Raw genomic sequence first — 11,966 nt, 5'->3', positions numbered from 1 at the left:
CAGACGGGTTTTGGAGACCGGGGATATGAGGAGGGAGGAGAGAGAGATCAAATCGAGGCAGAGGGTAGAGGAGATCCTCCAGAGGGCCCAGGTGGGGAGGCTGGGAACCCTCTCGCAAGAGGGAGGCCCAATGATCAAACCCGTCAACTTCCTCTACTCGAAGGGGAGGATCTATTTCCACTCGTCTTTCCAGGGGGAGAAGATGGGCGATCTCGCCCTGAACCCCAGGGTCTGTTTTGAGGTGGACGAGGCCGTCGAATACATCCCGGCATCGGGTTCTCCCTGTACGGCGAGTTTCGCGTACCTGAGCGTCATCATCCTGGGGCTGGCCCGCCTGGTTGAGGACCCGGAGGAGAAGATCAGGGTTCTCAACCAGCTCACGGAGAAGTACCAGCCCGGGACTAAGCTTTCTCCGCTGACCAGGGAGACGGTTCAGAATGTCGCCGTCGTTGAGATCGTGGTGGAGAAGCTGACCGGCAAGGAGAATCTGCCCCCGGGATTTCGACCTTGAAGCTCTGAGAGCTCTCCTGTTTTGTGAAGGCCGGGGGGCTAGCCGAAAAAGGATCGATGAACCGCCCTCAGGGCGGGCTTGAGATCGTGCTCCTTGACCATGAAGTAATAGGCAACTCTTGAAGGTCCCATAGAGATCATCTCGATATTGACGCCGGACTCTGCAACAGCGGTAAACACCTGGGCGGCGATCCCCCTCTTTTCGGCCAGTCCTTTGCCCACTATTCCCACGAGGGCCAAATCGCCGGCTTTTTCCAAATGCACATAGGGCCTGGGACGGATGTTCCTGATCTCCTGGTAGCCCTTTTCCATATCTTCTCGTCCGAGGAGAAGGCTGATACAGGTCTGTGAAGTGACAACGGATGTGATGTTGATCCCTTTGCCGCTCAGATGGGTGGCGATTGCTCCCAGGACTCCTGGTTTGGCACCGAGCCCGGAAGAGTGAATCTTCAAGACCCCTACATCCGTGTTGTGGGCGATGCTCTTTACGACCGTCTTGGTACGGTCCGTCTTTCTTGTAATCAGGGTCCCCTCTCGATCAGGATGGAAGGTGTTTCTGACAGTCAGGGGAATCCCGGATCCTTTCAGGGGCTCCACGGTGTTGGGATGCAGAATCTTGGCTCCGAAATAGGAGAGCTCTGCGGCCTCTTCGTAAGAAAGAACAGGAATCATGTCGGCTTCGGGTACGAAGGCGGGATCGGCACTCATGAAGCCGTCCACGTTTTTCCAGACTTCGAGGCACTCTGCGTCCAGGGCCGCGGCGACCACAGCGGCGCTGTAGTCGCTGCCCCCCCTGCCGAAGGTGGTCACGCACCCATGCGTGTTGACGCCGAAATACCCGGTCACCAGGACGATCCGGTCTTCAGTGACCGCGGGGAGGAGTCTTTGCCTGAGGTTTGTGCGAGTCGGTTTCATGAGTGCCGTGGCGCTTCCGTACTGGCCGTCGGAGATGATGCCGATCTCCTCGGCCGTGTATCCCACGGTTTCCACCCCCTTGCTCTTGAGGGCTCCTGTGAAAAGCATGACCGAGAGCCTCTCCCCAAAGGTCATTATCATGTCTTTGAGCCGGGGGGTGACCTCTCCCGTGAATGTGAGGCCGAAATAGAGACGTTCGAGGCGTGAGAGAAGATCCTCCATGGAGGCGGCTGTGCTATCGCGCAGTTCGGGCTGCGAAACGAGAAATTCCAGCAGCGGGAGGTGCATCTCCCGGAGCCCCTGGATCACGCCGGCGATATTCTCTTCCGAAACCAAAGCCCTCTCGATGCCGGCGGCAAGAGAGTCCGTCACTCCCCCCAGACCCGAGAGAACCACCACGTTTCCCCTGCCCCTCTGGAGGATGATGCGGACAATCTCACCGATCTGCTCCTTCTCGGCAAGGCTTCCCCCGCCTATCTTTATGACTCTCATGGCCGCCTTACCTCTCCCGCGACATTCAAAACAACAAGTATAGGAAGCGGATATTCTCTAGTCAAGGGAAAAGGGCCTTTTCTGGAGTTTCCTGACTTTTGGAGAACACCCTTGCCCCTTCGCTCCCAAGCTCACGCGGTGACCCTCTCGAGCTTCGCGGGTGGGGATTTCTGCTTCTTCCCCACGAACACGAACCACGAGCCACGACCACGAGCCACGACCAAGGCGGGGCGTCCCCGGGGACTGTTGACAGGCCATGGGACGGCTGGTTATGTTTTTAAGACCATGAAAGTCCAGGTTTCGGTTGTCCGCTGTGAAGGCTACGAGTACGAGAGAGTGTCAGAGGCGGTCAAAGAGTCTGTAGGCCGCCTGGGTGGAATGGGCCGCTTTGTCAAGGCCGGGCAGAAGGTCCTGCTGAAGCCGAACCTTCTGGTCTCTTCTACTCCACAGAAGGGTGTGACGACTCACCCGATGGTGGTCAAAGCCGTAATAGAGATGGTCAAGGCGGCAGGGGGTGTACCCGTGGTGGGAGACAGCCCGGCTGTCGGAACAGCCCTTCGTGTGGCTGCCAAAGCTGGAATCGCCCAGGTGGCGGAGGAGGCGGGGTGCCGGGTCGTCGACTTCCGGGAAATCCTTCGGGTACGGGCACCAGAGGGGTTCATATTCCGGAGATTCGAGGTCGCCCGAGAGGCCGTGGAATCAGACTTCGTCATCAACCTTCCCAAGATCAAGACCCACGGGCAGATGCTGCTTACCCTGGGGGTGAAGAACATGTTCGGGTGCGTCCCGGGCACCCGCAAGGCCGCTTGGCATCTCAAGGCAGGGGTGGACAGGACATACTTCGCCAGGATGCTCGTTGAACTCTACTCGACCCTGAAGCCGGGCCTGACCGTCATGGACGGAATCGTGGCCATGGAGGGAAACGGACCGAGCAGCGGGACGGCGAGACCCCTTGGGATGATTCTTGCAGGAACCGACTGTGTTGCTCTTGACTCGACGGTCACCCACATTCTCGGTCTGCCCAGGGAGAGATTGTGGACGACGCAGGCGGCCATTGAGTGCGGCATCGGCGTAGCCGCCCCGGAGTTGATAGAAGTACTTGGGCCTTCGTTGCGGGAGCTGTCCGTTGCTCCTTTCAAACTCCCCGTGGCTGCGGATCTAACCTGGGGTGTCCCGGGGTTCATCAGAGGTCTTGTGAAGGATGTGCTGGTGCCCCGACCCGTGATCGAACGGAGCCGATGCAGTGAGTGCCTGAGCTGTGTCAAGGTCTGTCCTCCCGGGGCGATGAAACGCGGGGCCGGAGGCATTGTCATTGATCGGGATAGATGCATCCGATGTTTCTGCTGCCAGGAGGTCTGCCCCGAAGGGGCGATCGAGATCAGGTCCGGCTTCCTGCACAGGGTTCTGAGGAGAGGGCGGCAGTAAGAGGATGAGAAACATCAAGCTCACCATAGAGTACGACGGGACGGCTTACCACGGATGGCAGGTCCAACCGAATTTGAATACGATTCAGGGAACCCTCCAGGAAAAGATAGGCGTAATTGCAGGGGAGAGTGTCTTGCTCATCGGAGCCGGAAGGACCGACGCGGGCGTGCACGCCCTGGGTCAGGTGGCCAACTTTAGGACGGAAAGCAGAAGGCCCCTGGAGGCCTTCAGAAAGGGAGTGAACAGCCTCCTCCCTCCTGACATTGCCGTGAGAGGGGTAGAAGAGGTGAGCCTCGACTTCCACTCCAGGTTGGACGCCAAGGGCAAGGTCTACGAATACAGAATCCTCAATAGTCCGGTCTGCTCGCCCATCCGGCGGAGGTTCTCCTGGCACGTCCCTCAGAGACTGGACCTTTCCAGGATGGAGGAGGCGGGGAGGGTGCTTCTCGGGACTCATGATTTCACATCCTTTCGGTCTGCCGGATCGGACAACCTCAATCCACTTCGCACTTTGACGGGTCTGGAGATTCTCAAAGACGCAGATGGAGTGATATCAATCCGGATCAGGGCTGATGGTTTCCTCAAACAGATGGCGAGAAACATCGTGGGGACCCTGGTAGAGGTGGGCAGAGGAGCGAGGGATCCCGAAGACCTTGAGGAGATTCTCAGGATGCGGGACCGGAGGCGGGCAGGGATAGCCGCTCCGCCCCGTGGCCTGTTTCTGGTGGAGGTCGAGTATTAGGTTGCCGGTTTTTCCAGGAGAAGGGGGGTTCCTGCCCTCTAAGTCTTTTGTCCAGCACCGGCTACGAGAGAAGGAAGGAAAAATGAAAAAAGAGTGGCTCTTTCCCTGGATCGTTCTTGGAGTGGGGATATTCTTGATCTGTCCGGCTCGGTCGGCCGGATCCTGGTCCCAGCCGAACCTTACCCTCCACGCACCATCCGCCGTGCTGTTGGATGGAACAACCGGCCAGATACTCTTCGAGAAGAATCCCGAGGAACGGTTCGCCCCTGCGAGCCTTACCAAGGTGATGACCCTGTATCTCGCCTTTGATGCTCTCAAGAGGAGAGATGTGAAGTTTGACGACCAGGTCCTTGTCAGCAAGAGAGCCTGGAAAATGGGAGGCTCCCAGATGTTTCTCGAGGTGGGAGACAGGGTCAAGTTCATCGAGTTGATCAAGGGGGTCGCCACCATATCGGCAAACGACGGGGCTCTGGCCATTGCGGAGTTTCTCACGGGTTCCGAGGAGGTCTTTGTCCACGAGATGAACGAGAAGGCGCGCGCTCTCGGCATGGAGCACACCCGCTTCGTGAATCCCCACGGGTTGCCGAGAGAGGGCCAACATACATGCGCCATGGATATGGCCGTTCTCGGACTTCACTACCTCCACGATCACCCAGAGGCGCTGGAGTTTCATGCCCTCCGGACATATACCTACGGCGGAATAAAGCAGAAAAACTGGAATCCCCTCCTAGGGCTCGGGGTGGGGGTGGACGGTCTCAAGACGGGGTACTTGAAGACTTCGGGCTACCATATCCTTTTCACGGCCAAGAAGGGAGACCGGAGAATCATCGGCGTTGTCATGGGAGCAGATACTGCGGACCATCGCAACAATGACGCATTGAAACTCATCGGATACGGGTTCAAGAACTTCTCGAACCGTGCCCTGGTAAAAAAGGGAGATGTCGTCGCCAGGGTGGACGTGCCGAACGGCACTCCTCCTCAGCTAGCGCTTGTGGCGGCTCGGTCGGTGGTCGTAACGGTTCCGAAGGCCATGGAAGGCTCCCTCCCCGTGAGAGAGGAGATCCCCTCGTCGGTAAAGGCCCCCATCAAGCAGGGAGAGGTTGTGGGAAAGCTCGTTTTCGAGGGCGAGGGGTTTCCGAGCAAGGAGGTTGACCTGCTCGCGAGCCAGGATGTGCAGGTCAGATCCTATGTTCTGTACTACGCGTTGGCCTCTGCAGCCGTGGCCGGGCTTCTCGGTCTCGCCTTCTGGAGGAGGAGGTTTTCCAGGAGAAAACGGCAGTGAGCGGATAGGCGTTGGGCGGCAGACAGACGGGCCTCATTCACACAGGGACGAGATCGTAGGTCCGACTTCCAAGCCCCATCTGTTCGCCGTACTCGAGTTGGACCTCCCAATCGACTTCAGGATAGAGACCGCGGAGCTTATCCTCACCCGGGTTCAGATTCTTGGTGAGTTTTGAGCCGGGGTTGCCCTGGGCCGCATTTACAAGGTCTACAGCAGCCTGGTCGATGGCCACAGGGTCTGTGGAAGCGAGGATTCCGATGTCTCCCACGATCGGAGCGTCGTTTGCTCCGGCGCAGTCGCAGTGAGGGCTCACCTGCAGGAGGAAGTTGAAGAAAAAGGCTTTCCCCTTCTTGTTTTGGAGCACACCCAGGGCATGTTCAACGAGTTTTTTTTGAAAAAGGGGAACCTCTCTGTTCCACTGGATCGCTATGGCCCCCTGGGGGCAGACCACGATGCAGATGCCGCAGCCCTTGCACTTCTCAAGATGGACACGGGCTTTTCCCCTGACCATGGATATGGCCTCAAAGGCACACTTCTCCGCACATATGCCGCATGCCTTGCACTTCTTACGGTTCACCTTCGGGCCCAGATTGGAATGCTGACTCAGTTTCCCCTCTCGGCTGACCCCCCCCATGCCGAGATTCTTGATGGTGGCGCCGAAGCCAGTGAATTCGTGGCCCGTGAAATGGGCGACGCTCACCAGGCAGTCTGCATAGTAGATGTCGTGAGCCACGGTGATTTCCTGAAAGAAATTTCCATTGATGGCGACCCTAACCGAGGCGTTTCCCATGAGTCCGTCGGCGATGATGAGCGGAGCGCCGACAGAAGAGAAGCCGAAGCCGTTTGCCACGGCCGCCCTGAGATGGGATACCGATTCGGACCTCTCACCCCTGTAAAGGGTGTTTGTGTCGGTGAGAAAGGGCTTGCCCCCGAGCCCTTGGATGTGCGAGAGGATCCGCCTCAGGAAGATGGGCCGGACATAGGACGAGTTGCCGGGCTCTCCGAAATGGAGCTTGACCGCCACGAGGTCGCCTGACTCGACGAGCTTTTCCGGTGCGGCCCTCGACATCAAACGCTCCAGCTTGTCGAGGACGTTGGACCGTGAATCGATTCTGAGATTTGCAAAGTAGACTTGGCTTTTCATGATCGGCTCCTTGTCTCCTTACTCCGGCAATAGACCGGGAAGCAAATCTAAGGGAGTTGTCACTCCTTGTCAAGGGCCGCCTCCCTGGGGCCTGGTGAGTTTTTGATCGAGGATTGTCACCGGTTGTTGGTTGGCTGTCAGCGAAAAAGCCGCCCTCGCTCCTGAGTCACACAAAGACCCGCGCCGGACCGGCTGACAGGCTTTGTCCGCAGTCCGGACGTCGACCTTGGCAGCGTTGTTGACATTTACCATGAAAGACAGTAATTTTTCTGACTAAGCCGTGGCGAGTCCATCTCTATTACGCAGGGGTCAAGTTTGATGAAAAAGTTCGAGACTGAGAAGATCAGGAACGTCGGTCTTTACGGCCATGGAAGCGATGGGAAGACTTCCCTTGCCGAGGCCGTCCTTTTTGCTACCGGTGAGAACAACCGCCTGGGCCGGGTGGATGAGGGTTCTTCCCTGATGGATTATGAGCCTGAGGAAGTCCAGAGGAGGATGACCCTCACGGCTTCTTTTGCCCAGTGTGAGTGGAAGAAACACAGGATCAATCTCATCGATACGCCGGGTGACCCGAACTTTATCGACGACGGGAAGGTTTGCATGACCGTGGTGGACGGAATCATCATGGTCCTCGGTGCCAACACAGGAGTCAAAGTCAAGACCGAGGAACTCTGGAATCTCGCCAACAGGATGAAGATTCCAAGAATCATCTACATAAGCAAAATGGATATGGAGAGGGCGGATTTTGACGGAGTCGTCGAGGAGATAGGGAAGTGCCTGGTCTCGGTTCGGGCCGTTCCGGTGTTGATACCCCTGGGCCAACAGGGAGATTTCAAAGGAGTGGTGGACCTCATCAAGATGAAGGCCCATGTCTATGAGGGCGACGGGAGCGGGAGTTTCAAGACCGAGGAGATTCCAGCTGACCTGAAGGCAGACGCGGAGGCAAGAAGGGAGAAGATGATCGAAACCCTGGTGGAAGCCGATGACAGCCTGATGGAGAAGTATCTCGAGGGAAAAGAACTCACAGAGGAAGATCTCCTTTCCTGCCTGCGCAAGGGGGTGAAGGAATTGATCTTTGCCCCGGTGGCTTGCGGTTCCTCGGTCAGAAACTTCGGGGTGGCAGCGCTTCTCGACCTGATCAATGCCTGTATTCCCCCACCAGACTGGAGGGTAACCGTTGAGGGGAAGAACCCCAAGACAGGAGAGGTGGAGACAAGAGAGCTGAGAGAGGACGAGGCCTTCTCTGCCCTTGTATTCAAGACGGTTGCAGACCCCTTTGCGGGAAAGCTGACCCTCTTCAGGGTCTATTCGGGGGCTCTCAGCCCTGATTCCACCGTGTACAACGGGACGAGAGAGATAAAGGAACGGGTGGGACAGATCTTCGTCATGGTGGGAAAGAAGCAGAAACCGGTCGGGTTTGCCGGAACTGGAGATATCGCCGTTGTAGCCAAGCTGAAGGAGACGAGGACCGGCGATACCCTCTGTGACGAGAAGCGACCCATCGTGTTCAGCCCCCCTCCCAGATCCGAGCCGGTCATATCCTTTGCTCTCAAGCCCAAGAGTAAAGGGGATGAAGACAAGGTGGCTTCGGCCCTGCAACGACTAATGGAGGAGGACCCCACCATCAGGGTCGGCCGGGACGAGCAGACCAAGGAGATCATTCTTTCAGGGATGGGACAGGTTCACGTCGAGGTGGTGGTGGACAAACTCAAGCGCAAGTTCGGCGTGGAAGTCGATCTAGAAGCTCCCAAGGTTCCATACAAGGAGACCATAAAGAAGCCGGTCAAGGGGGTCATCTACCGGCACAAGAAGCAGACCGGGGGGCGGGGGCAGTTTGCCGAAGTCCATTTTGATATCACCCCCCTTGAGAGGGGTAAGGGGTTTGAATTCGAGAATGCGCTGACGGGCATGAACGTGCCGAGGAATTTTGTTCCCGCCGTTGAAAAGGGGATCGCCGAGGCCATGAGATCTGGAGTTCTGGCCGGATACCCTGTTGTCGATCTGAAGATCCGGTTCTACGACGGCAAGTCCCATGAGGTTGACTCATCAGAGATGGCCTTCAAGATCGCCGCCTCCATGTGTTTCAAGAAGGGGGCCAAGGAGGCCAGCCCGGTACTGCTTGAACCGATCATGAGGATGGAGGTGGTCGTCCCTGATGAGCACATGGGGGATGTCATCGGGGATATCAACAGCCGGAGAGGCCGCGTCCTGGGTGTGGACAGCAGGGGAAACTACCAGGTCATCAAGGCCCTCGTGCCCATGGCTGAAGTTCTCAAGTACGATCCCGACCTCAGATCCATGACAGGGGGGAGGGGGTCCTTTTCACTCGAATTCGACCACTACGAGGAAGTCCCTGCCCATCAGGCTGAGAGGATCATCCAAGCCCAGAAGCAGGAGTAGACGGGAGAGCCTGCAGCCAAGACCATCACGATGAGAGCGGTAATTCAGCGGGTCAAGTCAGCCCGGGTTTCCATCGAGGGGAGGACCGAGGGGAGGATCGAGCGGGGTCTCTTGGTCTTCCTTGGTGTGGGAAACGGGGATGAGCCCAAAGATGCCGACTACCTCGCCTCCAAGATTGCCGGCTTGAGAATATTTCCGGATACATCGGGGAAGTTCAGTCTCTCTGTGAGAGACGTGGCAGGGGGGATACTGGTCGTTTCCCAGTTCACTCTGTACGGGGACTGCCGTAGGGGACGGCGTCCCTCCTTCACGGGCGCCGCTCCAGGCGATGTCGCGGAGAGACTGTACGGGTATTTCATTGAAAAGATGTGCCAGCAGGGGCTTCCGGTGGAGAGCGGAATTTTCCAGGCGGCGATGGAAGTCCATCTCGTCAACGACGGACCCGTGACGATCCTCCTGGACAGTCGGAAATGCCTGTAGGCTTCGAACGATCCAAGGGCACGGTCAAGACATGGGTTGCTCTGCTTTGTCTGGCATCCTTCGGGTCGGTTTGGGCACGCGAGCCACTGTGCTCGCCGCGCCTGGAAACCCAAGAGCACGGCCTCACGCAGAGAGAGCAGGCTGCCCTTCGTACCATTGCGAGAAGGGCGATAGCATCTGCCGTGAGGGGGGAGGCCCTCCCACACTTCGCTGTTTTCTCAAAGCGACTGGAGGAGCGCCGAGGGGTCTTCGTGACCCTCAAGAAAGGAGGGCGGCTCAGGGGTTGTATCGGATGCCTTACGGCGAGTACGCCCCTGTATTTGACGGTGGAGAGGATGGCCATCCAGGCCGGTACGTCTGACCCGCGATTTCCGCCCCTGGGGAAGGACGAACTCGACGATCTCGAGATCGAGATATCTGTTCTCGGGCCTTTGAAGCCCCTCGAAGGAGTGGATGAGATTGTCATAGGGAAGCATGGGGTTTTTATCTTACAGGGGAGACACAGAGGTGTCCTGCTGCCCCAGGTGGCTCTGGAGAACGGATGGGATCGAGAGACCCTCCTGGAGCATCTGTCACGTAAGGCAGGTCTGCCAGTGGACGCCTGGCGAAGCGAGAAATCCCGGATCTATCTTTTTACCGCTCAGGTCTTCTAGTCTTCCAGGGGGTAGTCCGAAGGGGTGAGAGGGATGGAGGGGGACGAAAATGAGTGAGGAGAGAGAAAAGAGGAGGAGGGATCAGCGGGTCGGTGTCGATCTCGGTCTGACAGGGCAGGAGAAAGAGTGGCTCCTACGAGTTGCCAGGACGGTCATCGAAAGTCGAGTCCTGGGCAGACCGGTTCCCGAATTCAAGCCCCCTTCCGAGAGGCTCAATGAGAAGAGGGGTGCCTTTGTAACCCTCAAGAAGGGAGACGAGCTTAGAGGTTGTATCGGCAGCATTCGGGCCAGCAGGCCCCTTTACAAAACCGTTGCGGCCATGGCAGAAGAGGCGGCCTTCAATGATCCGCGTTTTCCGCCGGTCTCTCCGCAAGAGCTGGACGATCTGGATATCGAGATCTCCGTGATGACCCCTCTTACAAGAGTCGAGAATGTGGAGGAGATCGAGGTCGGGAAAGACGGAATCTATATCGAGAAGGGGTTTTACAGCGGCCTTCTCCTCCCCCAGGTAGCCACGGAATACGGCTGGGATCGGACGACCTTCCTGGAGCACACCTGTTACAAGGCCGGTCTTCACAAGGATGCCTGGAAGGAGAAGGAGACGAAGATCTATAAGTTCTCTGCAGACATATTCTGAGGATGGAGTGGGATCCGACCAGAGAGGCGGAGCCATGGAAGGACCATCGGTCCTGAGCTGGGTGAGCCGGCGGGATTTTCTCGGCAGGTGTATCCGTTGGTCCGCTTTTTTCGCCCTCTCCGGTACAGCCCTGGCAGGCCCATGGTTGAGAAGAGCGGTCGGCAGGGTATTGCGGGGAAAGCCTGGATTCACACGGCTCAAGGTATCGCCTCTCTTCGTGCCGTTGGAGCACGGATATGTGGAGTGTACCCTCTGCCCACGGGAGTGCCGTGTTGCCCCCGGGGAGCGCGGGTACTGCGGGGTACGAGAAAACCGGAAGGGAAAGTACTACACTCTCGTCTACGGGAACCCCTGTGCCGTCCATGTCGATCCCATCGAAAAGAAGCCATTTTTCCATGTGCTCCCTGGGTCGAGGTCTTTTTCCATCGCCACGGCGGGTTGCAACTTTGACTGCAAGTTCTGCCAGAACTGGGAGATCTCTCAGGCCACACCCGAAGAGACGGTGAATGTCGACCTTCCCCCTAGAGAGGTTGTTGACTTGGCAGAGGAGTATGGATGCCGGTCGATCGCCTCCACCTATGTGGAACCCACCATTTTCTTCGAATACATGTTGGACGTGGGTGTGGAGGCCCGAAAACAGGGCATACTCAACGTCTATCATTCCAACGGATACATAAATCCTGAACCGCTTGAAACACTGATGGAATTTCTTGACGCGGCGTGCATCGACCTCAAGGGTTTTACCGAAGACTACTACAGGAGCATGACCGAGGGGACTCTCCAACCCGTGCTTCGAACTCTCAAGGCTCTTCGCCGACGGGGTGTCCATCTGGAGATCGTAAATCTCGTGATTCCGACGAAAAACGACGATATGGATGAGGTTCGTAGGATGTCGAGATGGATCAAAGAAGAGTTGGGCCCGGAGGTTCCTCTCCACTTCAGCAAGTTCTACCCCATGTACAAGCTCAGAAACCTCCCGCCAACCCCGGTCAGCACCCTGGAAAAGGCCAGAGAGGTCGCTCTCTCTGTGGGCCTGCAGTATGTTTATCTGGGAAACGTCCCGGGGCATGAGGCGGAAAATACCTTCTGCCCCAAGTGTAGGAAACTCCTGATCCGGAGGACAGGCTATATGGTGGGAGAGATAAACCTGGAAAGGGGGAAGTGCAAGTACTGCGGGAATCCTATCCCGGGGATCTGGATCTGATCGCCGGGGAATTCCCGGGAGTCCGGGCGATCTCTCACCTATCTCAGGCGAGAGGGGATCTAGTGGGTGGACTCGGGTTACT

General features: G+C 57.5%; 11 protein-coding genes. 9 read left to right on the top strand and 2 right to left on the bottom strand.

Annotated features, from left to right (window positions below):
• Window positions 1-25 precede the first annotated feature (25 nt).
• Window positions 26-511 (top strand): pyridoxamine 5'-phosphate oxidase family protein, encoded by a 486-nt coding sequence (locus JRJ26_00650; protein ID MBW2055985.1) that lies wholly within the window; start codon window positions 26-28, stop codon window positions 509-511.
• Between the two features lie 38 nt (window positions 512-549).
• Here the strand turns inward: JRJ26_00650 and JRJ26_00645 are convergent, their stop codons facing one another.
• Window positions 550-1,917, bottom strand: coding sequence for an aspartate kinase (locus JRJ26_00645; protein MBW2055984.1), 1,368 nt, complete (start codon window positions 1,915-1,917; stop codon window positions 550-552).
• A 111-nt stretch (window positions 1,918-2,028) separates the two neighbouring features.
• Between JRJ26_00645 and JRJ26_00640 the strand changes: the two genes are divergently transcribed.
• The 3 genes from JRJ26_00640 to JRJ26_00630 all read left to right on the top strand — a co-directional run bounded on the left by JRJ26_00640 (window position 2,029) and on the right by JRJ26_00630 (window position 5,366).
• Window positions 2,029-3,342 carry a DUF362 domain-containing protein gene (locus JRJ26_00640; GenBank protein MBW2055983.1) on the top strand — a complete coding sequence of 438 codons (1,314 nt, stop codon included), beginning with the start codon at window positions 2,029-2,031 and terminating at the stop codon, window positions 3,340-3,342.
• A gap of 4 nt (window positions 3,343-3,346) precedes the next feature.
• A complete protein-coding gene (truA, locus tag JRJ26_00635) occupies window positions 3,347-4,084 on the top strand; it encodes a tRNA pseudouridine(38-40) synthase TruA (protein ID MBW2055982.1) in 738 nt (245 codons plus the stop codon).
• 82 nt (window positions 4,085-4,166) lie between these two features.
• The gene (locus JRJ26_00630; GenBank protein ID MBW2055981.1) at window positions 4,167-5,366 is read left to right on the top strand and encodes a D-alanyl-D-alanine carboxypeptidase; all 1,200 of its coding nucleotides are present in this window, start codon (window positions 4,167-4,169) and stop codon (window positions 5,364-5,366) included.
• A 37-nt stretch (window positions 5,367-5,403) separates the two neighbouring features.
• On the opposite strand, the gene JRJ26_00625 is transcribed toward JRJ26_00630, so the two are convergent.
• Complete coding sequence (locus JRJ26_00625; GenBank protein MBW2055980.1) at window positions 5,404-6,510, bottom strand: DUF362 domain-containing protein; 1,107 nt, start codon at window positions 6,508-6,510, stop codon at window positions 5,404-5,406.
• 318 nt (window positions 6,511-6,828) lie between these two features.
• Here JRJ26_00625 and fusA point away from each other — a divergent pair, with 318 nt between their 5' ends.
• The 5 genes from fusA to amrS are packed head-to-tail and all read left to right on the top strand — an operon-like array spanning window position 6,829 to window position 11,884.
• A complete protein-coding gene (gene fusA, locus JRJ26_00620; GenBank protein ID MBW2055979.1) occupies window positions 6,829-8,910 on the top strand; it encodes an elongation factor G in 2,082 nt (693 codons plus the stop codon).
• 30 nt (window positions 8,911-8,940) lie between these two features.
• On the top strand, window positions 8,941-9,390 hold the full coding sequence (locus JRJ26_00615; protein MBW2055978.1) for a D-tyrosyl-tRNA(Tyr) deacylase: 450 nt from the start codon (window positions 8,941-8,943) through the stop codon (window positions 9,388-9,390).
• Complete coding sequence (gene amrA / locus JRJ26_00610; protein MBW2055977.1) at window positions 9,381-10,043, top strand: AmmeMemoRadiSam system protein A; 663 nt, start codon at window positions 9,381-9,383, stop codon at window positions 10,041-10,043. Before JRJ26_00615 ends, amrA (JRJ26_00610) begins: the two co-directional genes overlap by 10 nt.
• 49 nt (window positions 10,044-10,092) lie before the next feature.
• Window positions 10,093-10,680, top strand: a complete 588-nt coding sequence (gene amrA, locus JRJ26_00605; GenBank protein ID MBW2055976.1) for an AmmeMemoRadiSam system protein A — start codon at window positions 10,093-10,095, stop codon at window positions 10,678-10,680.
• A gap of 34 nt (window positions 10,681-10,714) precedes the next feature.
• On the top strand, window positions 10,715-11,884 hold the full coding sequence (amrS, locus tag JRJ26_00600; protein ID MBW2055975.1) for an AmmeMemoRadiSam system radical SAM enzyme: 1,170 nt from the start codon (window positions 10,715-10,717) through the stop codon (window positions 11,882-11,884).
• The last annotated feature ends 82 nt before the right edge of the window (window positions 11,885-11,966 follow it).

It is taken from the genome of Deltaproteobacteria bacterium, assembly GCA_019308905.1.
Lineage (GTDB): Bacteria > Desulfobacterota > BSN033 > WVXP01 > WVXP01 > JAFDHF01.
This window is presented reverse-complemented; position numbering and strand designations above follow the sequence as displayed.